We start from the raw sequence: 24,605 nt of genomic DNA, 5'->3' as shown, positions 1-24,605 counted from the left end.
CATCCTGGGCAGGCGGAGCCGGCTCGGGCGCAACGGCACCCGTTCGGCGCGGGCCGGGCGTGTTCGGCTCGTCATCCGACGCGGTGATCCCGCCGAACAGCGCCGCCAGGCCGTCGCCCTCGTCGTTGTTGAAACTCACTTCGCCCTCATCCCGATCCATATCTGCGGCAACCGCCGATCATCCATCGGCGGCCTGCGCCGGCGCGGTCAGCCCGGCGAGGGTCTTCTTTCCTCGCCGCAGCACGGCCATTCCCCCCGACAGCCAGGCGTCGGCCATCGCGTCGATGGCGTCGACGCGCACGTTGTTGAGGTAGACGCCGCCCTGTTCGATCGCGCGCCGCGACTCACTCAGGCTCGAGGTGAGGCCGGCATCCACCAGAAGCTGCGCGACGGTCGTTCCGGATGCCGCGGGGGCAGACGGTAGCTCGGTGATCGCCGCGCGCAACGTGGCCTCGTCGAGCGCACCGAGGTCACCGTTGCCGAACAGGGCCTCAGCGGCCGCGAACGCCGCCTCGGTGGCGGCGGCCCCATGCACGAGCGTCGTCACTTCTCGGGCGAGCGTGCGTTGCGCTTCGCGTTTGAACGGTTCGCTCGCGACCGCCGCCTCGAGTCGCTCGATCTCGGCCCGCGACAGGAAGGTGAAGACCTTGAGGCGTGCGATCACGTCGGCGTCGTCGGTGTTGAGCCAGAACTGACTGAACGCGTACGGAGAGGTGAGTTCGGCATCCAGCCAGACGGCGTTGCCTTCGCTCTTGCCGAACTTCGTGCCGTCGCTGTTGGCGATGAGCGGGGTGCCGATCGCGTTCACCGACACGCCCTCGGCCTTGTGGATGAGGTCGACGCCGCTGGTGAGGTTGCCCCACTGGTCGCTGCCGCCGGTCTGCAGCACACAGCCGTACTCGCGGTACAGATGCAGGAAGTCCATGCCTTGCAGCACCTGGTAGCTGAATTCGGTGTACGAGATCCCCTCGTCGGAGTGCAGCCGCTTCGCGACGATCTCTTTGCGCACCATCGTGCCGACCCGGAAGTACTTGCCGATGTCGCGCAGAAAGTCGATCGCCGACAGCGGGGCCGTCCAATCGAGGTTGTTGACGATGCGGGCAGCGTTTGTACCGTCGAAGGCGAGAAAGCGCGCAACCTGCGCCTGCAGCTTGCCCACCCATTCCGCGACCGTCTCGGGGGTGTTGAGCACGCGCTCCGCCGTCGGTCGCGGGTCGCCGATGAGTCCGGTCGAGCCGCCGACGAGGCCGAGCGGCCGATGGCCGGCGAGCTGGATGCGGCGCATCGTCAGCAGCTGCACCAGGTTGCCGAGGTGCAGGCTGGGCGCGGTCGGGTCGAACCCGCAATAGAACACGACGGGCGGGCCGGCGAGCAGACGCTTCAGCTCCCCCGCATCGGTCGAGACATGCACGAGGCCGCGATAGACGAGCTCGTCCCAGACGTCGTCGAACGTCGGGTCGTTGCGCTGGTGCGCGAGAGCATCAGTAGCGGGCACCGGGACAGATTACCCGCCTCGACCTGGGCAGTTGTTCGTCCGCGACCGCGATGTGGCCCGACACTAGGCTCGCAGCGTGCTCCCCCGCCCCCTCATCGCCGGATCGATCGTGCTGCTGGCCACCGGGTTGGCGTTGACCGCCGCCCCCGCCACGGCCGGTGTCGACGACTTCGAGTTCGAGTCGATGACGGTGCAGTACTCACTCAGCCGAGACACCGACGGAACAGCTCGCCTACACGTCGTCGAGACGCTCGTCGCGCTGTTTCCGGAGTACGACCAGAACCGCGGCATCGTGCGCGACATCCCCACCGATTACGGTCGCGTCGACATCGGTGTCGACATCCGGTCGGTCACCGACGAGACGGGCGACTCTGTGCCGTACGAGGAGTCGCGGTGGAGCGACGATCAGGGCGCCGAATACGTGTCGCTCGCGCTCGGCACCGACGACTTCGTGCACGGCCGCACGACCTACGTCATCGAGTGGACAGCGCACGACGTCATCGGCACGTTCGACACCGGCCAGGAGTTCTACTGGGACGTGAACGGCACCGGCTGGGCGCAACCGTTCGGTGGGGTGTCCGCCTCCCTCATCCTCTCCCCCGACCTCCGCGCCGCCGCGACGGGCCAGACGGCCTGCTTCTTCGGGCACGAGAGCTCCACCGAGCGCTGCGAGATCCAGACCACCGATGAGGGGGTCGAGATCGCGCCGATCGCCCTCGGCGGGTATCAGAACGTCACGATGGTCGTCGGGTTCGAACCGGGCACCTTCCGAGAGGGCACACCGGTCGACGAGACCTGGCCGTTCGTCGTGCTGCCGTGGGTGCTTCTCGGGGTACTCGCCGCGGCCGGCTTGACCGCCGTCGCGTTCCGCCGTCTCCTGTGGCGGCATGCGCCGGGGCGAGGCATCATCGTGCCCGAGTACGAGGGGCCCGAGGAACTCGGGGTGATGGCCGCCGCCGAACTGCTCGGGCGTCCGCGGGCCGCGCTGCCCGCCCAGATTGTGAAACTCGCGGTCGACGACATCGTGCAACTCGTCGAGGACCCTGACGAACCGGAGCACCGCCGGTTCCGGCTCGACGTGCTCGACCGCTCGGCGGCCGTGTGGGGACCGGACGACCGTGCGCTCCAGAAGCTGTTCATCGACGGCTCCCGCGATGGCGCATCGCTCGTGCTCGACCGCAAGAACCGAAAACTGGGTGACCGAGTGGCTTCCCTCGTGGGCCAATCGCGGAAGGGTCTGCGGCCGAAGTTCCTCAGCCGGGGCGAGCGCAGCCCGCTGCGGCGGGTCATCTTCTGGCCGGCCTTCGCGGTGCTCGCGGGCGCGATCGGGCTGGCCGTGCTGTGCGGCATCGAGGATGTCGGCAGCCCGCTACTCTCGGTCACCATCCCGCTCGCGATCGTCGGCTCGCTCGTCGTCATGGCCTTCAACGGCCGGCCGGAGCGCCGCACCGAGAAAGGCAGCGCCGTGTACGAGCAGCTGCTCGGATTGCGCGACTACCTGCAACTCGCCGAAGCCGACCGGCTACGGGTGTTGCAGAGCCCGGAAGGCGCAGTGCGTACCCGCATCGACCCCACCGACTCCGCCGCGGTCGTGAAACTCTACGAACGTTTGCTGCCCTGGGCGATTGTCTGGGGTGTCGAGAAGCGGTGGGCCGCAGAACTCGCGGCGCACTACAGCGAGACCGCTCCCCCGTCGTCGAGCCTGCAATTCTCGTCGGGTTTCTCGAGCCTCGCGAATCTCGGCACCACGTTCGCGGCGAGTTCGTTCGCGACGACGCCACCGGTGTCGTCGTCGTCGTCGGGGTCAGGGGGAAGCAGCTCGTCGAGCGGCTTCTCGAGTGGCGGCGGCTCCTCCGGCGGCGGCGGAGGCGGCGGAGGAGGCGGCGGCCGCTGATTCCGGCTGCACGGATGTTTCAGGCGGCTCGGATGTTTCAGGCGGCTCGGGCCTGTCGGGCGGCTCCGGCGGGTAGACCCAGGTGACGAGCACCACCGAGATCATCATCAGCAGGATCCACGACCCGAGTTTCGCGAGCGACACCGGCGTCCAGCCATCCGCCTGGGCAGGGTAGACCCACGCCTGCCCCGCCGTCGCGACATTCTCGGCGATCCAGATGAACAGGGCGACGAGCACGAACGCGAAGAGCACCGAGAGCCGCAAGCGGGCGCGGAACACCCGCGCTTCGAGAACCGTCGGCCAATAGAGGACGACGATCGCGGCGAATAGCGCCCACCGTACGTCGAGCACGAAGTGGTTGGTGAAGAAGTTGATGTAACACGCGATCGCGACGAGCGCGGTGAGCCAGCGCCGCGGGTAGCGCTCGAAGCGGATGTCGAAGAGCCGCACGACGCGCACCATGTAGGACCCGACTGCGGCGTACATGAACCCCGAGAACAGGGGAACCGCGCCGAGATGCAACACCCCGCCCGCGCTGTACGCCCAGGACCCGACGTCGGTCTTGAACAGCTCCATCACGGTTCCGACGACGTGGAAGAGCAGGATGACGCGCAACTCACCCACCGTCTCGAGGCGACCGACCAGCATCCCGATCTGGATGAGCACCGCGATGATCGTGAGCAAGTCGTTGCGGGCGAGCAGAGCGTCGTCGGGATACAGCACACGTGTCGCGACGATGGCGACGAGCAGCAGCGCGCCGAAGAGCGATGCCCACGCCTGCTTCGCGCCGAACACGAGGAATTCGGTGAGGAACACCCATCCGCGGGTCGGGGGTACTCGCGCAATCAGACGGTGCGCAGCGTGATCGACGAGAACCTCGAGCGAGGTGAAGCGGGGCACCGCCACATGCTAGGGGTGGCATCCGGAGCCGGGCTGAGACTCTGCCCGCGCGGGTCGACCGGTCGGTCGGCGGCGGCTGCTACTCTCCCGAAAGGAGGTGGCGAAATGGCCTGGCTCAGCGTTGCGGCGTTCATCGTCGCCGGAACGCTCGGGGCCTTGTCGATCGCCGCGAAGGGCCGGGTCGCCCTGACGATCCTCGGCGCGCTGACGTTTCTGATGGTCACCTTTGGCGGGGGCGTCGGCATCCTCTTCGCCGGGGCACCCAGCCACTCGTTCCTGCCGCAGCACGCCGTGCAGGGCATCATCGCGGCGAGCGCACTCTGGGCAGCGGTGCTCGGCGGCGGCGCCGTCGTACGGATGGTGCTCGAATGGGCGAACGGCGGTCAGCCCGACCCCGACCGGCTGCCGGGAAGCGCGTGGATCGGCGTGGCTGAGCGGTTCGCCTTCACGCTGGCCCTCATCATCGGCGCGACCGAGATCGCCGCGGTGGTGTTGGCGGCCAAAGCCCTTGGCGTGTACGCGACGCGTAAAGACAACGTGACCGCTGCGGTGCGGGTACTCGGCACCCTGGTGAGCATCGGCTGGGCGCTCTATTGCTTCGTCGTGGCCGTCCTGGTGGGATTCCGGCTGGCGTAGTGTTCGTCATCACCGCAGACCAGGTCGACAGCCGCCATCGACCCGACCTCGTCGATGTCACGCTCGAGGGGCTGAACCTGCGGTACGGGTCGGCGCTGACGCTGCCAGTCGAGCAGAACTCGGGCGACGAGATCCAGGGGCTCACCGACGACGCCGAGGCGGCGCTCGACATCATCTTCGAGCTGACTCGCGCCAGCCAGTGGAGCGTCGGATGCGGCATCGGCCCGATCGACGAGCTGCTGCCCAAGACGGTGCGCGCCGCCCGCGGCCCCGCGTTCGTGGCGGCGCGCCAGGCGGTGACCAAGGCGAAGCAGTCGCCCTACCGGTTCGCGCTGAGGTCGAGTCGGTCTTCGGCAGCCGATCCCGGGCCACTGGTGACGCTCGCCATCGCGTTGCGTGCGCGCCGCACCCTCGAGGGGTGGGAGGTGTACGACCTGCTGCGCTCCGGGCTGACGCAACGCGAGATCGCCCAGCGACTCGGGGTGAGTCCGCAGGCGGTGAGTCAGCGCATCTGGGCCGCCAACATCCGCACCGAACTGGATGCCCGAGCCGACCTCCAGGCGGTGCTCGCCCTCGCGAACGAGGCGACGCCCGCTTCATAGGTCGTCACGCGCGCCCGACTGTCAAGTGACGGGTGTGCGGGCAGGGATGATGGTGTCATGAGCACACTCCGGCTCGCGTTCTCGGCCGCCGACCCCGGTCTGCGCAGGCTCGGTGCCGCGGTGCGCGCCACGGCCAGTTTTCTCGTCGTGGTGATCGCCCTGCTCGTCGTCTGCGGATCGACCGGCATCGCCTGGTCGCTCGCGATTCCGGGCATGCTCGTCGCCGCCGTCGGCAGCGCGACGATCGGGATGGGGCTGCGCGAGCGTCGTCGCTTCGTGCCGCTCCTGCTGCTCGCCGGATCGGGGAGCCTGGGGCTCGTGCTCGGGATGCTCGTGCTCGGCGACCCGCTCGTCTCGGCCGCCGTATTCTTCGGAATCGCCGTCACGGTGATCGCCTCGACCCTGCTCGGCACCGGCGGCACGATCGTCGCGTTGGGCGGAGTGGCGGGATTCGTCGCGGCCGCAATCGTGAGACCGGTGTGGTCCGACCTGCCCTGGACTCTCGGCGGCGTCGTCATCGGAGCCGGCCTTCCCGTTCTGATGCTCACCGTGCTGCTGCGGTATCGCCCTCGCATCCACACCCGACGCATGGTCGGCAGCCTGCGCACCCTCGTCGAACAGATGCCGCGCGCCGTCGCGGGAGGCGAACAGTCCGCACGCCGGCACCTGGATGCCCTGGAAGCGGCGATCTCGGTGACCCGCGCCCGCATCGCCGCTGATCCCGACGGGTGGCCCGACGCGCTGCGACGCGGCGACGGCACCGCGCTGGCCGAACTGGGAGCGCGGTTCGAACTCGCGGTGGCGGCGGCACTCGCCGGGAAGGGAACGTCGGATCTCGACGCTCTCGTGGCCGATCCCCTGCTGCATGCCCCGGAACGCGCCCGCACCCCGGCGCGCACCTCCGCGCTTGATCAGCCGTACGCCCCGCCTCGCCTGGACTGGCGCCGCGCCGCCCGCAGCCTGCTCTCCATCGCGACGCAACTGCTGACGGCCGTAGTGCTGGCGCTTGCGGTCGCCCAGGTCGTCGACCCGCGGCACTGGTATTGGGCAGTGCTCGCCGCTCTGGTGATGGTGTTCGGAACGACGTCGGCGGCGGCATCCCTCAGCAAGGGCTATCGCCGGGTGCTCGGGGCGATAGCCGGGTTGGCGGTCGGCGTCGCCTTCTCGTTGCTTCTGGGTGACAACCTCATCCTCGTCGCGCTGGTCGCCGCGGTCGCGATGTTCGCGCAGCACTACGCGGCCGAGCTCGCTTACGGCGTCAGCGTCTTCGCCCTCAGCGTGCTGGTGACGGTGCTCTTCGGTCTGACGACAGCGGACAGCTTCGCCACGCTGCCGACGCACCTGCTGCTCACCGCAGCCGGCGCTGTCATCGGCACCGGGGTCGGCTTCGCGGTGCTGCCCGCCCGCATCGGTGAGACGATGCGGCGGCACGCCGACGACGCCATGGCCGAGGTGCTGGCGACGCTGTCGGGCATGGCCGCGGGCGGTCGAGCCGACGAGGTGACTCTGGCCGGACGCGACGCCCTCGCTCGCTTCGAGGTGCTGCGCTCCGAGGCCAAGTCGTCGCGCCGCGGATGGCAGCTCTCGCGCCACGAGCGCATCCTCGCCGAACAGATCGGTGCCGGCGCCATCGTCGCCCGCGAGCTGCGCGCCGCCGTGCACGACTACCGCGCGCGCGTCATCGACCGTCCCGGCTACAGCTCGGCGGTCGCGGACGTCGCTGCCAAGGTGGCCGGCATCCGCGCCGACCTCACCCGGGGGCCCTCCCGTTCCCGGGAAGAGTCCCGCCCCTCGGCGCCGACGGCGCCCGAACACGGCCTCGTGAGGCTCGAGCTCGCGATCGACGGTCTCGCGGACGCCCTCCGCGCGGGCTGACGGATCGCCTCAGCTTCGCTTCTTCGGCACCGACTTCTGGTACGGCGAAACGGTCGGATCGCCGGGGATACAGAAGCGCCACGGGTAGTCGTGTGAGCCGCCAAGGCCCGACACTCCCGTGCGCGGGCCGGTCGAGAACTCCGGCACCGGATGCGGCGGCAGGTCGATCCGGAACAGCTCGCCCACGCGGGCCCCGTTATCGGCGAGAGTGATCCCGAGCGCGACGGCGAGCCGCGCGGGACCGCGGGCGAGGTCGGCATCCACTTTCGACGTGATGCGGCGCGTACGCGCTGCGTCGATGCCCTCCACGATGGAGCCGGCACGCAACAGCACCGCCGTTGCCTCGCCTTCGGCGCCGCAGACGATGTTCGCGCAGGTGTGCATTCCGTAGCTGAAGTACACGTAGAGGTGGCCCGGCGGGCCGAACATCACGGCGTTGCGGCGGGTCTGGCCGCGGAAGGCGTGCGACCCGGGGTCGTGCTCGCCCAGGTAGGCCTCGACCTCGGTCAGCCGCACGCTCACGCCGCGGCCGTGCAGCACGGCGCCGAGCAGCTGCGGCGCGACCTCGGTGGCCGGCCGCGCCAGGAAGTCAGCGAGATCGGTCAGAGCAGTGAGTACCAGACGATCGCACCGACGACGACCACCACCGCGATGCCGATGATGAGCGGTAGCTGCCAGGGGCGCTTCGAGGCGGAACGCGCCTCGCGCTCGGCGCGCGCGGAGCGGGCGGATTCACGGCGGCGCTTCCAGTCGCTCTGGCCGGACAGTGTCATGGCATCGCCTTCGGGGTCATCGGGTCTCCTTCAGTGACGTCGGGGCGAGGGGTCGCACGGCGGCGGTCAGGGCGGCGAGCTGCTCGGCGACCCGCTCGGGCGCCGTGCCCCCGACGCCTGAACGGGACGCGATCGACCCGTCGACCGTGAGCACCGCCCGCACGTCGGGCGTGAGGCGGGTGTCGATCGCGGCGTAGTCGGCATCCGTCGGTTCATCGAGCTGCAGGCCGCGCTCCTCGCAGAACCGCACCAGAGCGCCCGCAATCTCGTGCGCCTCGCGGAACGGCACCCCGCCGCGCACGAGGTGATCGGCGACGTCGGTCGCGAGCGAGAAGCCCTCGGGCGCGAGGGCGCGCATCCGCTCGGTGTCGAAGGTGAGGGTCTCGACCATCCCGGCGAACGCCGGCAGCACCAGCTCGAGGGTCGCGACGGAGTCGAACACCGGCTCCTTGTCTTCCTGCAGGTCGCGGTTGTACGCGAGCGGCAGGCCCTTGAGGGTCGTCAGCAACCCGGTGAGGTTGCCGACGAGGCGACCGGCCTTGCCGCGCGCGAGCTCGGCGATGTCGGGGTTCTTCTTCTGCGGCATGATGCTCGAGCCGGTCGAGTAGGCGTCGTCGAGGCGCGCGAACCCGAACTCGCGCGTCGTCCACAGGATGATGTCTTCGGCGAAGCGCGAGACGTCGACGCCGACCTGCGCGGCGATGTAGGCGAACTCGGCCACGACATCCCGGGCGCTCGTGGCGTCGATCGAGTTCGGCAGCGGGTCGCCGAGGTTCAGCTCGCGCGCGATGATCGTCGGGTCGAGGCCGAGGGCGCCCCCCGCGAGGGCACCGGCACCGTAGGGAGAGCCTTGCGCCCGCACCCGCCAGTCCCGCAGGCGCTCGAGGTCGCGCACGAGCGGCCAGGCGTGGGCCAGCAGGTGGTGCGCGAGCAGAATCGGTTGCGCGTGCTGCAGGTGCGTGCGGCCCGGCATGACGGCGTCGGGATGCGAGGAAGCTTGCGCCGCGATCGCGTCGATGAGCCGCACGATCTCCCGGGAGATCACGTCGGCGTGGTCGAGCAGAAACAGGCGGATGAGCGTGGCGATCTGGTCGTTGCGGCTGCGGCCGGCGCGCAGCTTGCCGCCGAGCTCGGGCCCGACGACATCCACGAGGGCCGACTCGAGGGCGCCGTGCACGTCTTCGTCGTCATCGGTTGCGACGAGCTCGCCGCTGTCGAGGCGGCGCGCCAGTTCGTCGAGGCCATCGTGCATCGCCGACGCCTCGGCCGCGGTGAGATGGCCCGCGGCAGCAAGGGCTTTCGCGTGCGCGTGCGACCCGGCGATGTCGTAGCGCGCGAGCACCCAGTCGAAGTGGGTGCTGCGGCTGAGCGCGGCGAGCTCCGGGGCCGGACCCCCCTCGAAGCGCGCACCCCAGAGCTTGGCCATCAGGCGCGGGTCTCGACACGCGGGCTGCGCCCGCTACTCGACCATCGAGTCATGACAGGTCCCGGCGGGCCGAGATCTTCGAGGGCAGCGACCAGATCTCGATGAAGCCCTTTGCGAGCGACTGGTCGAAGGTGTCGCCGGTGTCGTAGGTCGCGAGTGAGAAGTCGTAGAGCGACTGCTCGCTCTTACGGCCGGTGACGACGGCGCGGCCGCCCTGCAGCTGCAGCCGGATCTCGCCCGACACGTACTTCTGGGTGTCGTCGATGAAGGCATCCATGCTGCGCTTGAGCCCCGAGAACCACAGGCCCTCGTAGACCAGTTCGGCCCAGTCGGCTTCCATCTTGCGCTTGTAGCGGTTGACGTCGCGCTCCAGGGTGAGGTTCTCGAGTTCCTCATGCGCCGCGATGAGCGCGATCGCGCCGGGCGCCTCGTACACCTCGCGGCTCTTGATGCCGACGAGCCGGTCTTCGACGATGTCGATGCGGCCGACACCGTGGCGACCGGCGATGGCGTTCATCTGCTGCACCGCCTCGAGCGGCGTGACCGCGGCGCCGTCGATCGCCACCGGGATGCCCCGCTCGAACGTGATCGTCAGCTCGTCGGCGGGGCCGTCGGCCGAAGGGTCGAGGGTGTACTCGTAGAGATCCTCGACCGGGGCGTTCCACGGGTCTTCGAGGAACCCGGTCTCGACGGCGCGACCCCAGACGTTCTTGTCGATCGAGTAGGGGTTCTTCTTGGACTGCTGGATCGGCAGGTTGTGCTCCTCGGCATAGACGATCGCCTTGTCGCGGGTGAGCGCGAGATCGCGCACGGGCGCGATGCTCGTCAGGTCGGGGGCGAGAGCGGCGACGGCGGCTTCGAAGCGCACCTGGTCGTTGCCCTTGCCGGTGCAGCCGTGCGCGACGGTGTCGGCGCCGAGCTCCTTCGCGACCCGCGCGAGGTGCTGGGCGATGACCGGACGGCTGAGCGCCGAAACCAGCGGGTACCGCTTCTGGTACATCGCGTTCGCCTTGAGGGCGGGCATCAGGAAGTCGTTCGCGAACTCACTCTTAGCGTCGACGACGATCGACTCGACGGCGCCGCAGTCCAAGGCGCGCTGACGGATGTCGTTCATGTCCTCACCGCCCTGGCCGACGTCGACCGCGAGGGCGATGACCTCCTTGCCGGTCGCATCCTTGAGCCAGCCGATTCCGACCGAGGTGTCGAGTCCGCCCGAGTAGGCGAGGACGACGCGTTGTGCCATGAGTTGTTTCTCCTGTGGTTGCTGGTGTTCAGCTTAGGGATGGGTAGGGTAGGCGCATGTCCGAGCCGAACTCAGCGTCCGACCCGACTCCCGAGGTGCCGAAGGCTCCGTCGTTCACTTACGGTGAGGCCGCGCCGGCGCCCCAGCAGACGCCCGAGCCGAGTTCGCCGCTCCCCCCGCCGATGTACGGCGAGCGGATGCCGGACTACGCCGCTGCACCCGCCTACGGCACACCCGCCTACGGAACGCCGGTCTACGGCGCCGCAGTGCCGCCGGTCAAGCGGCGTCGCGTCTGGGATCTCGTGCTGACGGTCATCCTGTTGGTCCTCGGGCTGTTCGGCATGGGCATCGGCCTGATCTACGCCGCGATCTTCGCCGACCCCGTGCTGGTGCAAGACGTCTTCGACCAGGCGTACGGTCAGTCCGGCCTCGGCAGCTGGAACGGAGACGTCGGAGCGGCCCCGGCGATCATCGCGATCAGCCACATCGTGCTGTACCTCATCGCCCTGGGCGTCAGTATCCCGATGCTGATCAAGAACAAGATCGCGTTCTGGGTGCCGCTGACCGCCGGTGTCATCGCGGCGATCGTGTTCTGGGGCACGTTCATGGCGATCATGTTCAGCGACCCGTCGCTGCTGTCGGGCACGATCCGCTGAACTGATCATCCGGCACTCTTCTCGAGCAGCCAGGTGAGCAGCGCCTTCTGGGCGTGCAGCCGATTCTCGGCTTCGTCCCAGATGACGCTCTGCGGTCCGTCGATCACGTCGGCGGCGACCTCGTAGCCGCGGTCGGCCGGCAGGCAGTGCAGGAAGATCGCGTCGGACTTGGCGAGCGTCATGAGGTCGGTCGTCACCTGGTAGCCGCCGAACACGGCGACGCGGTGCGCCTTCTCGTCTTCCTTGCCCATCGACACCCAGGTGTCGGTGACCACGACATCCGCCCCCGCGACGGCCTCGTTCGGGTCGGTGAAGATCGTGACCGAGCCGCCCGTCTCAGCGGCACGGGCGTCGGCATCCGCCACCACCGCATCCACCGGGCTGAACTCCTCGGGAGCAGCTACCCGCACGTGCATGCCCGCGGTCGCGCAGGCGAGCAGGTAGCTGTGCGCCATGTTGCTCGCCCCGTCGCCGAGGAACGTCACCGTGAGACCGGCGAGGGTGCCCTTGTGCTCGCGGATGGTGAGCAGGTCGGCGAGCAACTGGCACGGGTGGAAGTCGTCGGAGAGCGCGTTGACGACGGGCACCGTGGTGCCGGCCGCCATCTGCTCGAGCCCCGACTGCGCGTAGGTGCGCCAGACGATCGCCGCGACCTGCCGTTCGAGCACCCGGGCGGTGTCGGAGGGGCTCTCCTTTCCGCCGAGCTGGCTGTTCGCCGTCGAGATGATGAGCGGGATGCCGCCGAGGTCGGCGATGCCGACGGCGAACGACACCCGGGTGCGCGTCGACGACTTGTCGAAGATCACCGCGACGGTCTGCGGCCCGGCGAGGGGCTTGCGGCCCCAACGGTCGGCCTTGATGGTCTCGGCGAGGTCGAGAACCGCGGTCTGTTCGGCCTGCGTGAGGTCGTCGTCGCGGAGGAAGTGGCGGGTCATGAGGAGTGTCCTTCGGTTGCGGCCAGAGCCTTCGAGAAGAGGTCGAGGAAACGATCGACATCGTCGGCGTCGATCGTGAGCGGCGGAGCGAGGCGGATGCGGTCGTCGGCCGCCGCGTTGACGATGAGCCCCAGCTCGAGGGCCCGCGTCGCGACGGCGTTCGCCCACGGTCCGGCGAGGCCGATGCCGACGAGAAGCCCGCGACCGCTGACATCCGTGATCGAAGGATGCGTGAGGGCGGCGAGTCCGGCGCGGATGCGCTCCCCCATCGCCCGCGCGTTGCCCACGAGGTCGGCCCGCTCGATCTCACCGAGTACGGCATTCGCCGTCGCGGTCGCCAACGGGTTGCCGCCGAATGTCGTGCCGTGGTCGCCGGGCTTCAGCAGGTCGCCGGCCGCGCCGAAAGCCACGAGCGCGCCGATCGGGAAGCCGCCGCCGATGCCCTTCGCGAGCGCGACGATGTCGGGGGTGATTCCCTCGGCCTGGAAGGCGAACCACTCCCCCGTGCGCCCGGCACCCGTCTGGATCTCGTCGATGATCAACAGCACGCCGTGCTCGGTGGTCAGCTCGCGGGCACGGACAAGGTAGCCCTCGGGCAGGTCGAGCACGCCCGCCTCGCCCTTGATCGGCTCGAGCACGAGGGCGGCGACATCCGGGCCGATGGCACCTTCGAGGGCCTCGATCGTCGTCGGCAGAAACTCGGGCCCGGGCATCAGCGGTTCGAACGGCTCGCGAAGCGTCGGTTTGCCGGTGATCGCCAGGGCACCCGTCGTGCGGCCGTGGAACGACTTCTCCAGGGCCAGGATGCGCGGCCGCCCGGTGCGCCGAGCGACCTTGACGGCGGCCTCCATCGCCTCGGTGCCGGAGTTGCAGAAGAAGACGCGGTCCCCACCGGTGAGCCGCTTGAGCCGCTCGGCGAGCTCCAACTGCGGCTCGCTCGCGAAGTAGTTCGAGATGTGCGCGAGGGTCGCGGCCTGGCGGCTCACGGCATCCACGAACACCGGATGCGCGTGCCCGAGTGCGTTCACCGCGATGCCGGCGAGGAAGTCGAGGTACTCGACGCCATCGGCATCCCACACGCGGGCGCCCTCGCCGCGCACGAGCACCTTGAGCGGGGTCGGGGCGTAGGAGAACATCGCCTCCCGGAATCTGGTCTCGACACGCGCCTCCGGCGCTACTCGACCACCGAAGTCGTTCATGCCACCACCTCCGTGCCGATGCCGGCATCCGTGAAGATCTCCAGCAGCACCGAGTGGGGCCGCCGGCCGTCGATGATCGCCGCCTTCGGCACGCCACCGTCGACCGCTTCGAGGCAGGCGGTCATCTTCGGGATCATGCCGCTCTCAAGTTTCGGCAGCAGCGCCCGCAGCTCGGTCGCGTCGATGTTGGACACGAGCGACTCCCGGTTCGGCCAGTCGGAGTAGAGCCCGGCCACATCGGTGAGCACGACGAGCTTCTCGGCCCCGAGAGCGACCGCGAGGGCCGCGGCGGCCGAGTCGGCGTTGACGTTGAGCGACTGGCCCGGCACGTCGAGGTCGGGGGCGATCGACGACACGACGGGGATGCGCCCGGCCTCGACCTCCGCGAGCACCGAGGCGGGGTCGACCTGCACCACATCACCGACGAGGCCGATGTCGACCAGGTGCTTTTCGCCGTCTGGGCCATCCACGACGACACCCCGGCGCCGGCCGCCGAACAGCCCGGCATCCTCCCCCGAGATCGCCGACGCCAGCGGCCCGTGCTCGTTGATCAGGGTGACCAGCTCGCGGCTCACCTGTCCGGTGAGCACCATGCGCACGACATCCATCGTCTCGGGCGTCGTCACCCGGTAGCCGCCCCGGAACTCGCTCGGGATGCCGAGCCGGTCGAGCATCGCCGTGATCTGCGGGCCGCCGCCGTGCACGACGACGGGCTTCAGCCCGACGTAGCGCAGGTAGACCATGTCTTCGGCGAACGCACGCTGCAGCTCGGGGCTCACCATCGCGTTGCCGCCGAACTTGACGACGACGATCTTGCCCGAGAAGCGCTTCAGCCAGCCCAGACTCTCGATCAACGTGCCGGCTTTGATCTCGGCGCCGAGCGCCCGCTCGTCGGCTTCGAGTTCTTCCGGGGTCATGACGAGTACGCCGAGTTCTCGTGCACGTAGTCGTGCGTAAGGTCGTTGGTGAGGATGATCGCGCCCGCGTTTCCGGCGTGCAGTTCGAGCTGCAGCAACAGGGTGCGCGGGGTCAGGTCGACCTCTTCGCGCGGCCGGTCGGGGCCGCCCTTGGCGCACACCCGCACGCCGTTCATCAGCACGTCGACGTCGTAGGGGTCGAACGCGGCCTGCGTCGTGCCGATCGCGGCGAGAACCCGGCCCCAGTTGGGGTCGTTGCCGAACACCGCGGCCTTGAACAGGTTGTTCCGCGCGATCGCCCGCCCGACCTCAACGGCATCCTCTTCGGTCGCTGCCGACATGACCTCGATCACGATGTCGTGGCTCGCGCCCTCGGCATCCTGTTGCAGTTGGAACGCGAGATCCATGCAGAGCGCCTGCAGCTCGGCGGCGAAGACGTGGATGTCGGGGCTGATGCCCGAGGCGCCGCTCGCGAGCAGGGTGACCTGGTCATTCGTCGACATGCAGCCGTCGCTGTCGAGCCGGTCGAACGTGACCCGGGTCGCCGCCCGGAGGGCCTGGTCGAGCTGCTCCGACGTGAGGTCGGCGTCTGTCGTGATCACGACGAGCATCGTCGCGAGTCCGGGTGCGAGCATCCCGGCGCCCTTCGCCATGCCGCCGATCCTCCAGCCGTCCCGTTCGCGCGTCGCCGTCTTCGGGTGCGTGTCGGTCGTGATGATCGCGGCCGCGGCATCCGCTCCCCCGTCTTCGGAGAGCGCGGCGGCGGCTGTCGCGATGCCGGGCAGCAGCTTCTCGCGGTCGAGCTGCATGCCGATGAGGCCGGTCGAGCAGACAAGCACGTCGCCGGGGCTGACGCCGAGCGCCTCGCCGACGGCTTCGGCGGTGAGGTGCGTCGTCTGGAAGCCTTCGGCGCCGGTGAAGCAGTTCGCTCCCCCGGAGTTGAGCACGATCGCGCTCACGGTGCCGTCGGCGATGACCTGCTTCGACCAGATGATCGGGTTGGCCTTCGCCCGGTTGCTCGTGAACACCGCGGCGGCGTTCTGCCGGGGGCCGCGGTTCACCACAAGCGCGAGGTCGGGATTGCCTGATGACTTGAGCCCGATCGGGATGCCCGCGGCTTCGAAGCCTTTCGCGTACGTCGTGCCGGTGCTGGCTGAACTGCTCACGGGGCGACTCCATCGAGGGGAAGGCCGAGCGTCTCGGGCAGTCCGAGCGCGAGGTTGGCAGATTGGATGGCGGCGCCCGCGGTGCCTTTCACCAGGTTGTCGAGCGCGCTCACCACGACGACCCGGCCGGCCCGTTCGTCGACGGCGAGGCCGATCTGCACGGTGTTCGCACCGATCGTGTCGGCCGACTTCGGGAAGACGCCGGCAGGCAGCAGATGCATGAACGGCTCGTCGGCGTAGGCGCTCTCCCACACCTCTCGTACAGCCTTCGGGTCACCGACGAGTTTCGCCGTCGAGGTCGCCAGGATGCCGCGCGCCATCGGCACGAGCACCGGCGTGAACGAGATGGTCGGGTTCGCTCCCCCGGCCGCCGCGAGGTTCTGCACGATCTCCGGGGTGTGCCGGTGGATGCCGCCGACCTGGTATGCGGAGGCCGAGCCGAGCAGCTCGGCGGCGAGGAGGTCGGTGCGCAGGCTCCGGCCGGCGCCGCTCGGGCCAACCGCGAGAACCGAGACGAGGTCGTCGGGGGCGATGACGCCCGCCGCGATTCCGGGAACCAGCCCCAGGGTGATCGCCGTGACGTTGCAGCCGGGAACGGCAATGCGCGTCGCCCCGACCAGGTTCGCGCGCTGCGTGCCGCCCCCTGCGAGAAGCAGCTCCGGCATCCCATACGTCCACGCGCCGTGATACTCGCCGCCGTAGAAGGCGGCCCAGGCGTCGGGATCGGTGAGTCGGTGGTCGGCCCCGCAGTCGATGACCAGAACGTCGTCGGGAAGGTGCGCGGTGATCGCGCCCGACGCCCCGTGCGGCAGGGCGAGGAAGACGACATCCGCCCCCGAGAGCACGGCAGCGGTGGTCTCCTGCAGCACGAGATGGCGCAGCGAGACGAGGTGCGGATGCACGGCCGAGAGCGGCTGCCCGGCGTTCTGATGAGCCGTCACGGTGACGATCTCGAACTCGGGATGGGCGGAGAGCAGCCGGAGCAGCTCGCCACCCGCATAGCCGCTCGCGCCGGCGACGGCGACAGACACAGACATGAAAGGGGCCTTCAGATTCGACGGGACGAGGCCGGATCACCGACCAGGACGGTAAGCGGCGACGTCGCGCGAACTCGAGAGGCTCAGCGGTGCGACGTCGCCTGAAGTCGGCGCGCACGACGGAGCGAACGGAGCTCGAGGCCCCGGAAGTCGTTCCGCGTCAGTTCCACGCCTCGACCATACTCCCCGGGCGCTACCGAGCACTAATCTGAGACCTGAACAGGGCTCATCGCGGGCTCCCAAGCGGAAGAAGAAACCATGGCTGACCTCAGCTCGCTGCTCAAGCAGATCCCCGTCGCCGACATCGCCGAGCAGCTCGGCATCGACGAATCCGTCGCCGAAGCCGCCGTGCAGCAGGTCGTTCCCGGCCTCGTCGCCGGCCTGGCCGCCAACGCCGAAGACCCCAAGGGTGCCGCGTCGCTTGAGAAGGCCCTGTCGCGCGACCGCGGCGCCGTGCACAAGAAGAAGGTGTCGGAGATCGACACCGAAGACGGCAAGAAGATCGTGAAGAACGTCTACGGCGACAAGCAGGATGCCGTCGCCACCAAGCTCGCCGCCTCGGCGACGAAGGCCTCCGATGCCGGCGACGTCACCGGCGACATCATCAAGCAGATCCTGCCGATCGTCGCCCCCATCGTGCTCGCCTGGCTCGCGGAACAGTTCCTGGGAGGCAAGAAGGAAGAACCGGCGGCGAAGGAAGAGTCCTCAGGCGGGGCAATCGGCGACCTGCTCGGCGACCTGCTCGGCGGCGGCTCCTCATCCGGTTCGTCGAACTCGACCGGCGACCTGCTCGGCGGAATCCTCGGCGGTCTGCTCGGCGGCGGCAAGAAGTAGCCTCGGCATCCTCGAACGCGCTGTCCCCTCGGGGCGGCGCGTTCGTCGTCTTCCCGGGTCCGGCGGATGCTGCGGCTCGCTTTCCGTTAGTCGCGGAGAGTTGCACCGTGCCGGGATTCGGCGAGGGCGACGCCGGCGAGTTTCGCCTCGGTCGCCTCGGCTGCGGTCAACGTGCGGTCGGCGGCGCGGAAGCGCAGCGCGAACGTGAGCGACTTCGAACCCTCGGGGACGCCCGATCCGCGGTAGTCGTCGACGAGCCGGGCATCTTCGAGCAACTCTCCGGCACCCTCGATCACGGCATCCCGAACCTCGGCGGCGGGGATGTCGGTGGAGACGACGAGCGACACATCTTGCGTCGCCGCGGGCAGCGTGCCGATCGGGCGCGCGGCGATCTCGGTCGCACCGAGGCCGAGCAACGCGTCGACGTCGAGTTCGGCGACCGCGACGACCCCGGGCAGGTCGAGCTCGCGCGCGAGGGATGGCAACAGCTCACCGGCAACACCGACCGCCGTGGTGCCGACGCGCAGCTCCGCGGTGCGGCCCGGGTGAAGCGCGGGGTGCGTTCCGGTGGAGGGGCGGATGTCGGCGGCCAGCGCCAGCCCGACCGCGGCGACGGCGTCGAGGGCGTCTGCGAGGCCCGCGGCGACGGCCGCGGCCCGCGGCTGCTTCGGCACGACATCGCCGAGGAAGAGCACCGCGACACGGCGCGGCTGCGGCGGCAGCCCGCTGGTGAGTGCGTCGAGCACCGACGGCTCGAGTTCGACGGCGCCCGGCGGTAGTTCGGCCGTGCCGTACTCGACTCCCGGTTCCGGGCGGAAGACGGTGCCGATCTCGAAGATCGCCAGGTCGGTCAGCCCGCGCGAGAGGTTGCGACGCGCCGTCTCGAGCAGCCCCGGCAGCAGGGTACGACGCAGGAACGGCGCCTGCGGGTCGAGCGCATTCGCGAGCTGCACGGCAGCGGCGCCGGGTTCGAACCGCTCGACCGTCGCGGCCGACTGGAACGGGTAGGCGAGCACCTCGGTGAGGCCCGCCGCGGCGAGCGTCTGCGCCAGGCGCCGCGTCGCCACCTGCGACCGCGTCCAGCCGCGTCCGGGCGGGGCGACCGGCAGCTGCGAGGGGATGCGGTCGTAGCCCGTGATGCGCGCGACTTCCTCGATGAGGCTCGGGGCGTCGACGAGGTCGGGCCGCCACGGCGGTGGCGTGACGGTCCAGCGGTCGACGGTGGCATCCACTGTCGCTCCGATAAGGGTGAGCGTGTCGCGCACCTCGTCGTCGGTGTACTCGACCCCGATGAGAGCGGCGGCGTCACCGGGCGCGAACGCGATCGGGATCGGCTCGCCGAGATACGGCACGACAGTGCCGAGCGGGTCGATCGTGCCGCCGGCGAGCTGCACGAGCAGGTCGGCGACGCGCTGGGCGGCGATGGGTCCGAGGGTCGGGTCGACGCCGCGCTCGAATCGCTTGGATGCCTCGCTCCACAACTTGTGCCGACGCGCGGTGCGCGCGACGGTGACCGGGTCGAAGTGCGCGGCTTCGATCAGGATGTCGGTGGTCGCGTCCGACACTTCGGTCGCGAGACCGCCCATGACGGCCGCCAGCCCGATCGGGCCGGAGTCATCCGTGATCAGCAGGTCTTCGGCATCCAGCTTGCGCACCTGGCCGTCGAGGGTCTCGAGGGTTTCCCCCGCCGTCGCCCGTCGGACCACGATGCCGCCTGACAGTTTCGCCAGGTCGTAGGCGTGGGTCGGCTGCCCGATTTCGAGCATGACGTAGTTGGTGATGTCGACAGGCAGGGAGATGGAGCGGATGCCGGCGAGCTTGAGTCGCGCGGCCATCCCCGAGGGCGTCGGCCGGGTCGCATCGACGCCGCGCACCACGCGGACGGCGAAGGCGTCGCACCCGGCACGACCGCGGATCGGCGCGGCGTCGTCGATGCCCACCGAGTAGCCAGAGGCCTCGCCCACGACCGGCTCGAGGGCCGGGTCGCGGAACCGGGCGCCGGTCGAGTGCGAGTACTCACGGGCGAGCCCGCGGATCGACAGGGCGTAGCCGCGGTCGGGCGTGACATTGATCTCGACGGCCGAGTCGTCGAGCCCGAGCAGCGCGATCGCATCCTCGCCCGGCTCGCCGACGAGGCCGCGTTCGTGTAGCCGCAGGATGCCGGAGTGCTCGTCGCCGAGGCCCAGCTCGCGCTCGGAGGCGATCATCCCGTCGCTCACGTGCCCGTAGGTCTTGCGCGCGGTGATCGGGAACGGCCCGGGCAGCACCGCCCCGGGCAGCGACACCGGCACGAGGTCGCCGACCTCGAAGTTGTGGGCGCCGCAGACGATTCCGCGCGGAGTACCTTCCCCGACATCCACCTGCACCCAACGGATTGTCTTGCCGTTGCTCTGCGGCTCATCGACGAACGAGAGCACGCGGCCCACCACGACGGGACCCTGCACGCCGAAGCCGTGCACGTCTTCTTCCTCGAAGCCGACCTTCACCAGCGCCGCGTGGAGGTGCTCGAGAGTCACGTCTTCCGGGAGGTCGACCCAGTCGCCCAGCCAGGAGATCGGGATGCGCATCACACCACCATCCCGAACTGCTGCGAGAACCGCACGTCGCCCTCGACCATGTCGCGCATGTCGTTCATCTCGTTGCGGAACTGCAGGGTGCGCTCGATGCCCATCCCGAACGCGAAACCCTGGTATTCGGTCGGGTCGACGCCGGCGCTGCGCAACACGTTCGGGTTGACCATGCCGCATCCGCCCCACTCCACCCAGCGCGCGCCGCCCTTGGCGTTCGGCTGCCAGACATCCATCTCGGCGCTCGGCTCGGTGAACGGAAAGTAGTTCGGGCGCAGGCGGATCTGCGCGCCCTCACCGAACATCGCCCGAGCGAGGTGCTCGAGCGTGCCGCGCAGGTGCGCCATCGTCAGGCCGCGGTCGATCGCGATGCCCTCGATCTGGTGGAACACCGGGGTGTGGGTGGCATCCAGCTCGTCCTTGCGGAAGACCTTGCCCGGAGCGACGACGTAGAGCGGCAGCGGCCGGTCGAGCAGCGATCGGATCTGCACGTTGCTGGTCTGGCTGCGCAGCACGAGGTTGCGGTCGGCGGGCTCGACGTAGAAGGTGTCCTGCTCGCCGCGCGCCGGATGGTCGGGGTCGATGTTGAGCGCGTCGAAGTTGAACCAGGCGTGCTCGAGTTCGGGGCCTTCCGCGACCTCCCAGCCCATCGCGATGAAGATGTCGCCCATCTGCTCCATGAGCAGCGACAGCGGATGCCGGGCGCCGGTTCGGCGGCGGGACGGCACGGCAGTGACGTCGATCGCCTCGGCCGCGAGCTGCGCGGCCTCTTCAGCGGCGAGGATGCGGGCCTCGGCCTCGGCGAGCGCCCCGTTCACCTGCGCCCTGGCCTCGCCGACGAGCTTTCCGGCAGCGGCCTTGGAGTCGGTGGGCACCTCGCGCATCGACGCGTTGAGCTTCGCGAGCGGGCTACCCTCAGCGGTGTGGGCGGCGCGGGCCGCCTTCAGCGAGGCGGAATCCTGCGCATCGGAGATCGCCCTCAGTGCGGCGGTGACAGCCGTCTCGACAGCCTGCGGAGTGATCTCGGACACGAGTGTCGAGCTTAGTGGGACGGGCCGGTGCCGACTCCTCCCGAGCCCATGCCCGCATCCGGGACCTTCGACGTATCGATGTCGCCCTCCGGATGCACCCCGCGACGCGGGATGCGCGGCTTGCCTGCACCCGGTCCGGTGCGCTTCGCGACGATGCGCGCCACCCACGACAGCAGCAGGTTGAGGGTGAGGTAAATGACGAGCACGACGAAGAACAGTGTGAAGAAGTATTGGTTGCCGAAGAAGTTCGACAGGCTGCGCACCGTGTTGAGCAGCTCCTGGTAGCCGATGATGTAGGCGAGCGCCGTGTCCTTCAGCAGCACGACAAGCTGCGCGATGATGATCGGCAGCATGTTGCGCACCGCCTGCGGGAACTCCACGAGCAGCCGTGTGCCGAGCGGTGAGAGCCCGATCGCGAGACCGGCTTCGCGCTGGCCGCGCGGCAGAGCCGCGACGCCCGACCGCAGGATCTCACCGATCAACGCGCCGTTGTACACGGCGAGCGCCCACACGCCGGCCCAGTACGCCTGCGCGGCGAACACCAGCAGGATGAACAGCATCATGAGCAGCACGGGCATGCCGCGGAAGAACTCGAGCACGATCGTGACCGGCAGGCGGATGAAAGCCGACCGCGCGGTGCGCCCGAACGAGAACAGCACGCCGATGACGATGGCGAACACCGCCGCGACCCCGGCCATCGACAGGGTGCCGGCGAGCGCGGTACCGAGGCGCCGCCACACCGCGAGATCACGCAGGATGTCCCAGCGGCTCGGGTCGAACAGCCCGACCTGCACCGAACCGGCGGCGGTCGTGCGTGGCAGGGCGAGGGTCACGATGAGCCACGCGACGGCCGCGACGAGCAGTACGACCACGACGACTGACACGATGCGTGCGAACCGCTTCGCGCGCGGGCCGGGAGCTTCGTAGAGAACGCTCATCGCAGCACCGCCACCCGGCGTTCGACGAGCGCCGCGATACGGCCGAGCGTCACGGTCACGACGAGGTAGAACAGCGCGACCGACAGCAGGATCATGATCGTCGAGTCGCCCCGGTCGTTGATGACGGTGCGACTCGAGGCGATCAGCTCGACGACGAAGAAGCCACCGGCGACCGAGGTGTTCTTGGTGAGCGCGATGAGCACGTTGATGATCGGCGGGATGACCATCCGCACGGCCTGCGGCAAGATCACGATGCCGAGCGTCTGCCCGAACGTGAGGCCGATGGCGCGCGCCGCCTCCGCCTGGCCGAGCGGGATGCCGTTGATGCCGGAGCGCAGCGCCTCGGCGATGAAGGGCGCCGTGTAAGCGGTGAGGCCGATCGCGGCGAGCGTGAAGTAGCCCGACTGCGGGTCGAGGCCCGCGAAACGAACCCCGACGTAGGGCAGCACGAAAGCACACCCGAAGAGCACGAGCGTGAGCGGGATGTTGCGGAAGACCTCGGTGTACACGGTCGCGACCGCCCGCAGCGGCGCGACGGGAGAGATGCGCATCCCCGCGACGACGGTGCCGAGGATGAGCGCGCCGAGCCCGGCGATTCCCAGCAGGGCGAGCGAGCGGCTGAAGCCCGACAGCAAGGTGTCGAGATTCTCGATCACGGCATCCATCGGTGCGTCACCTCCTCGGTCGGGCCCCGCAGGGCGTGGGAAGCCGGGCGCCGCACTCCAGGTGCGACGCCCGGCTCATCCGTCAGTAGCGGTCGACAGCCGGCGGTTCGGGCAGGTCGAGCTGCGCTCCGACCGTTGCCTCCCACGCGGCGGCCCAGTCGCCGTTCTCGTACGACGCCTCGAGGACGTCGTTGATCCACGTGCGGAACTCGTCGTCATCGATCGCGAGACCGATGCCGTAGGGCTCCTCGGTGAACGGCGCGTTCAGGAGTTCGAACTCGCCCTCGTTGTTGAACGCGAGCCCCGACAGGATGACGTTGTCAGTCGTCAGCGCAACCGCGGCACCCGTGCGGATCGGCTCGAGGCAGTCGCCGTAACCGGCGGCTTCGAGGATGTTGTCGGTGTACTCCTGGATGTTCGCCAACGACGTGGATCCGCTCACCGTGCAGACGGTGGCATCCGGGTTGTCGGTGAACCACTCGGGCCCGGTGATTCCCTCGGGGTTGCCGGTCGGCACGAGGATGTCCTGGCCCGCGACGTAGTACGGCCCGGCGAAGGAGATGATCTCCTTGCGGGCGTCGTTGATTGTGTACGTCGCGACGACGACATCCACGGTTCCGGCCTGGATGAAGGGCTCGCGGTTGGCCGAGACGGTCTCGATCCACTCGATATTGCCCGGCTCGATGCCGAGGTGCTTCGCGATGATCAGACCCATCTCGACGTCGAAGCCCTCGGGCGTGCCGTCGGGGCCCTCGAGGCCGAACAGGGGCTGGTCGAACTTGGTGCCGATCGTGATGGCGCCCGCGTCGGCGAGCTCCGCCATCGTGGTGCCATCCTCGAACGGAACGGCCTCGAACTCGGTCGGATCGCCCGGGTCGGGATCGCCGCCAGGCGCGCTGGAGTCGACGCAGCCCGCCAGGACCAGAACTCCCGCCGCCGCGAGGGCGGTGATGGATAGACGTGTGCGGTGTCGCATGATGTCCCCTCTACTGCTGTGTATCGCACCCACTGGTCAGTGGGTGAGGATCTTCGACAAGAAGTCCTTCGCTCGATCGGAGCTCGGCTTCGTGAAGAAGTCATGTGGAGTCGCCTCTTCGACGACTTCGCCTTCGGCCATGAAGATCACGCGGTCGGCGGCCTTCCGGGCGAAACCCATCTCGTGCGTGACGACGATCATCGTCATGCCGTCTTTCGCGAGGCCGACCATGACGTCGAGCACCTCGTTGATCATCTCGGGGTCGAGCGCCGAGGTCGGCTCGTCGAAGAGCATCAGCTTCGGCTCCATCGCGAGCGATCTGGCGATCGCGACGCGCTGCTGCTGGCCACCCGAAAGCTGCGCGGGCATCTTGTCGGCCTGATCGGCGACGCCGACCCGGTCGAGCAGCTCCATGCCGCGCTTCTTCGCCTCGGTGGCGCTCTTGCCGCGCACCCGGATCGGGCCGAGCGTGATGTTTTCGAGAACCGTCTTGTGGGCGAACAGGTTGAACGACTGGAACACCATGCCGACATCCGCACGCAGTTTTGCGAGCGCGCGCCCCTCTTCGGGCAGCGGCACCCCATCGATGAGGATCTGCCCGGAGTCGATCGTCTCGAGCCTGTTGATCGCCCGGCACAGCGTCGACTTGCCGGAGCCCGACGGCCCGATGACGACGACGACCTCACCCGGGGCGACGGTCGTGGAGATGCTCTTCAGAACGTGCAATTCGCCGAAATGCTTGTCCACCGCGTCCAGAACGAGCAAGGGCTGCATCAGATCAGTGCATCACGTACCCCAACCGGGGGTCAACCGCTGGGCGAGATCGTCACACAGTCGACA

At 69.3% G+C, this 24,605-nt stretch carries 23 protein-coding genes; 6 read left to right on the top strand and 17 right to left on the bottom strand.

Annotated elements, in window-relative coordinates:
- Nucleotides 1–178: 178 nt before the first annotated feature.
- Nucleotides 179–1,495, bottom strand: a complete 1,317-nt coding sequence (gene tyrS / locus WBL06_RS13595) for a tyrosine--tRNA ligase (RefSeq protein WP_424456923.1) — start codon at nt 1,493–1,495, stop codon at nt 179–181.
- Between the two features lie 76 nt (nt 1,496–1,571).
- On the opposite strand from tyrS, the gene WBL06_RS13590 reads away from it, so the two are divergent.
- The gene (locus tag WBL06_RS13590; protein WP_424456922.1) at nt 1,572–3,389 is read left to right on the top strand and encodes a DUF2207 domain-containing protein; all 1,818 of its coding nucleotides are present in this window, start codon (nt 1,572–1,574) and stop codon (nt 3,387–3,389) included.
- Here the strand turns inward: WBL06_RS13590 and WBL06_RS13585 are convergent.
- Complete coding sequence (locus WBL06_RS13585; protein ID WP_424456920.1) at nt 3,300–4,289, bottom strand: DUF817 domain-containing protein; 990 nt, start codon at nt 4,287–4,289, stop codon at nt 3,300–3,302. The two genes, WBL06_RS13590 and WBL06_RS13585, sit on opposite strands and share 90 nt — an antisense overlap.
- A 105-nt stretch (nt 4,290–4,394) precedes the next feature.
- Between WBL06_RS13585 and WBL06_RS13580 the strand changes: the two genes are divergently transcribed.
- The 3 genes from WBL06_RS13580 to WBL06_RS13570 are packed head-to-tail and all read left to right on the top strand — an operon-like array spanning nt 4,395 to nt 7,402.
- A complete protein-coding gene (locus tag WBL06_RS13580; RefSeq protein ID WP_424456919.1) occupies nt 4,395–4,925 on the top strand; it encodes a hypothetical protein in 531 nt (176 codons plus the stop codon).
- The gene (locus WBL06_RS13575; protein ID WP_424456917.1) at nt 4,925–5,527 is read left to right on the top strand and encodes a winged helix-turn-helix transcriptional regulator; all 603 of its coding nucleotides are present in this window, start codon (nt 4,925–4,927) and stop codon (nt 5,525–5,527) included. The genes WBL06_RS13580 and WBL06_RS13575 overlap by 1 nt, the downstream gene beginning before the upstream one ends.
- A gap of 57 nt (nt 5,528–5,584) precedes the next feature.
- Nucleotides 5,585–7,402, top strand: a complete 1,818-nt coding sequence (locus tag WBL06_RS13570) for an FUSC family protein (protein ID WP_424456915.1) — start codon at nt 5,585–5,587, stop codon at nt 7,400–7,402.
- Between the two features lie 9 nt (nt 7,403–7,411).
- On the opposite strand, the gene WBL06_RS13565 is transcribed toward WBL06_RS13570, so the two are convergent.
- From WBL06_RS13565 to WBL06_RS13550, 4 genes are read right to left on the bottom strand one after another with little or no spacing between them, the layout of a single operon-like run.
- Complete coding sequence (locus tag WBL06_RS13565; RefSeq protein WP_424456937.1) at nt 7,412–8,023, bottom strand: DNA-3-methyladenine glycosylase; 612 nt, start codon at nt 8,021–8,023, stop codon at nt 7,412–7,414.
- Nucleotides 8,005–8,175 (bottom strand): hypothetical protein, encoded by a 171-nt coding sequence (locus WBL06_RS13560; protein WP_424456913.1) that lies wholly within the window; start codon nt 8,173–8,175, stop codon nt 8,005–8,007. Before WBL06_RS13560 ends, WBL06_RS13565 begins: the two co-directional genes overlap by 19 nt.
- Nucleotides 8,176–8,191: 16 nt before the next feature.
- Nucleotides 8,192–9,601 (bottom strand): argininosuccinate lyase, encoded by a 1,410-nt coding sequence (gene argH / locus WBL06_RS13555; RefSeq protein WP_424456911.1) that lies wholly within the window; start codon nt 9,599–9,601, stop codon nt 8,192–8,194.
- A gap of 49 nt (nt 9,602–9,650) precedes the next feature.
- Nucleotides 9,651–10,844, bottom strand: coding sequence for an argininosuccinate synthase (locus WBL06_RS13550; protein ID WP_424456910.1), 1,194 nt, complete (start codon nt 10,842–10,844; stop codon nt 9,651–9,653).
- A 56-nt stretch (nt 10,845–10,900) separates the two neighbouring features.
- Between WBL06_RS13550 and WBL06_RS13545 the strand changes: the two genes are divergently transcribed.
- A complete protein-coding gene (locus tag WBL06_RS13545; RefSeq protein WP_424456908.1) occupies nt 10,901–11,500 on the top strand; it encodes a DUF6264 family protein in 600 nt (199 codons plus the stop codon).
- Between the two features lie 5 nt (nt 11,501–11,505).
- Here the strand turns inward: WBL06_RS13545 and argF are convergent, their stop codons facing one another.
- The 5 genes from argF to argC are packed head-to-tail and all read right to left on the bottom strand — an operon-like array spanning nt 11,506 to nt 16,754.
- Nucleotides 11,506–12,435: an ornithine carbamoyltransferase gene (gene argF, locus WBL06_RS13540; protein ID WP_424456907.1), complete on the bottom strand. Its 930-nt coding sequence runs from the start codon at nt 12,433–12,435 to the stop codon at nt 11,506–11,508.
- A complete protein-coding gene (locus WBL06_RS13535; protein WP_424456935.1) occupies nt 12,432–13,571 on the bottom strand; it encodes an acetylornithine transaminase in 1,140 nt (379 codons plus the stop codon). The genes argF and WBL06_RS13535 overlap by 4 nt, the downstream gene beginning before the upstream one ends.
- 59 nt (nt 13,572–13,630) lie before the next feature.
- Entirely contained in the window at nt 13,631–14,551 is a 921-nt protein-coding gene (argB, locus tag WBL06_RS13530; RefSeq protein WP_424456906.1) for an acetylglutamate kinase, read from the bottom strand.
- Nucleotides 14,548–15,717 (bottom strand): bifunctional glutamate N-acetyltransferase/amino-acid acetyltransferase ArgJ, encoded by a 1,170-nt coding sequence (argJ, locus tag WBL06_RS13525; RefSeq protein ID WP_424456904.1) that lies wholly within the window; start codon nt 15,715–15,717, stop codon nt 14,548–14,550. The genes argB and argJ overlap by 4 nt, the downstream gene beginning before the upstream one ends.
- Nucleotides 15,714–16,754, bottom strand: a complete 1,041-nt coding sequence (gene argC / locus WBL06_RS13520; protein WP_424456903.1) for an N-acetyl-gamma-glutamyl-phosphate reductase — start codon at nt 16,752–16,754, stop codon at nt 15,714–15,716. Before argC ends, argJ begins: the two co-directional genes overlap by 4 nt.
- Before the next feature lie 258 nt (nt 16,755–17,012).
- Between argC and WBL06_RS13515 the strand changes: the two genes are divergently transcribed.
- The gene (locus tag WBL06_RS13515; RefSeq protein WP_424456901.1) at nt 17,013–17,588 is read left to right on the top strand and encodes a DUF937 domain-containing protein; all 576 of its coding nucleotides are present in this window, start codon (nt 17,013–17,015) and stop codon (nt 17,586–17,588) included.
- Between the two features lie 86 nt (nt 17,589–17,674).
- On the opposite strand, the gene pheT is transcribed toward WBL06_RS13515, so the two are convergent.
- The 6 genes from pheT to WBL06_RS13485 form a co-directional block, all read right to left on the bottom strand.
- Nucleotides 17,675–20,155, bottom strand: a complete 2,481-nt coding sequence (gene pheT, locus WBL06_RS13510) for a phenylalanine--tRNA ligase subunit beta (RefSeq protein WP_424456899.1) — start codon at nt 20,153–20,155, stop codon at nt 17,675–17,677.
- Complete coding sequence (pheS, locus tag WBL06_RS13505; protein WP_424456898.1) at nt 20,155–21,186, bottom strand: phenylalanine--tRNA ligase subunit alpha; 1,032 nt, start codon at nt 21,184–21,186, stop codon at nt 20,155–20,157. The genes pheT and pheS overlap by 1 nt, the downstream gene beginning before the upstream one ends.
- An 11-nt stretch (nt 21,187–21,197) precedes the next feature.
- Nucleotides 21,198–22,124, bottom strand: a complete 927-nt coding sequence (locus WBL06_RS13500; RefSeq protein WP_424456896.1) for an amino acid ABC transporter permease — start codon at nt 22,122–22,124, stop codon at nt 21,198–21,200.
- A complete protein-coding gene (locus WBL06_RS13495) occupies nt 22,121–22,789 on the bottom strand; it encodes an amino acid ABC transporter permease (protein ID WP_424456894.1) in 669 nt (222 codons plus the stop codon). Before WBL06_RS13495 ends, WBL06_RS13500 begins: the two co-directional genes overlap by 4 nt.
- 82 nt (nt 22,790–22,871) lie before the next feature.
- The gene (locus WBL06_RS13490) at nt 22,872–23,765 is read right to left on the bottom strand and encodes a glutamate ABC transporter substrate-binding protein (protein ID WP_424456893.1); all 894 of its coding nucleotides are present in this window, start codon (nt 23,763–23,765) and stop codon (nt 22,872–22,874) included.
- Between the two features lie 36 nt (nt 23,766–23,801).
- Nucleotides 23,802–24,539, bottom strand: a complete 738-nt coding sequence (locus WBL06_RS13485) for an amino acid ABC transporter ATP-binding protein (RefSeq protein WP_424456892.1) — start codon at nt 24,537–24,539, stop codon at nt 23,802–23,804.
- Nucleotides 24,540–24,605: the final 66 nt, after the last annotated feature.

This window comes from Pseudolysinimonas sp. (assembly GCF_049651805.1).
Taxonomy (GTDB): Bacteria; Actinomycetota; Actinomycetes; order Actinomycetales; family Microbacteriaceae; genus Pseudolysinimonas_A.
The sequence above is the reverse complement of the archived record's forward strand: the minus strand, read 5'-3'. Positions and strand labels throughout refer to the sequence as shown.

Excerpts from the sequence above, each read along its gene's own strand:
- argB (WP_424456906.1), bottom strand. The coding sequence starts at position 14,551 with ATGACCCCGGAAGAACTCGAAGCCGACGAGCGGGCGCTCGGCGCCGAG.
- WBL06_RS13560 (WP_424456913.1), bottom strand. The coding sequence starts at position 8,175 with ATGACACTGTCCGGCCAGAGCGACTGGAAGCGCCGCCGTGAATCCGCC.
- WBL06_RS13535 (WP_424456935.1), bottom strand. The coding sequence starts at position 13,571 with ATGTTCTCCTACGCCCCGACCCCGCTCAAGGTGCTCGTGCGCGGCGAG.
- pheT (WP_424456899.1), bottom strand. The coding sequence starts at position 20,155 with ATGCGCATCCCGATCTCCTGGCTGGGCGACTGGGTCGACCTCCCGGAA.
- argF (WP_424456907.1), bottom strand. The coding sequence starts at position 12,435 with ATGACCCGCCACTTCCTCCGCGACGACGACCTCACGCAGGCCGAACAG.
- WBL06_RS13485 (WP_424456892.1), bottom strand. The coding sequence starts at position 24,539 with ATGCAGCCCTTGCTCGTTCTGGACGCGGTGGACAAGCATTTCGGCGAA.
- WBL06_RS13495 (WP_424456894.1), bottom strand. The coding sequence starts at position 22,789 with ATGGATGCCGTGATCGAGAATCTCGACACCTTGCTGTCGGGCTTCAGC.
- WBL06_RS13550 (WP_424456910.1), bottom strand. The coding sequence starts at position 10,844 with ATGGCACAACGCGTCGTCCTCGCCTACTCGGGCGGACTCGACACCTCG.
- argC (WP_424456903.1), bottom strand. The coding sequence starts at position 16,754 with ATGTCTGTGTCTGTCGCCGTCGCCGGCGCGAGCGGCTATGCGGGTGGC.
- WBL06_RS13580 (WP_424456919.1), top strand. The coding sequence starts at position 4,395 with ATGGCCTGGCTCAGCGTTGCGGCGTTCATCGTCGCCGGAACGCTCGGG.
- WBL06_RS13490 (WP_424456893.1), bottom strand. The coding sequence starts at position 23,765 with ATGCGACACCGCACACGTCTATCCATCACCGCCCTCGCGGCGGCGGGA.
- WBL06_RS13500 (WP_424456896.1), bottom strand. The coding sequence starts at position 22,124 with ATGAGCGTTCTCTACGAAGCTCCCGGCCCGCGCGCGAAGCGGTTCGCA.
- WBL06_RS13570 (WP_424456915.1), top strand. The coding sequence starts at position 5,585 with ATGAGCACACTCCGGCTCGCGTTCTCGGCCGCCGACCCCGGTCTGCGC.
- argH (WP_424456911.1), bottom strand. The coding sequence starts at position 9,601 with ATGGCCAAGCTCTGGGGTGCGCGCTTCGAGGGGGGTCCGGCCCCGGAG.
- WBL06_RS13545 (WP_424456908.1), top strand. The coding sequence starts at position 10,901 with ATGTCCGAGCCGAACTCAGCGTCCGACCCGACTCCCGAGGTGCCGAAG.
- WBL06_RS13515 (WP_424456901.1), top strand. The coding sequence starts at position 17,013 with ATGGCTGACCTCAGCTCGCTGCTCAAGCAGATCCCCGTCGCCGACATC.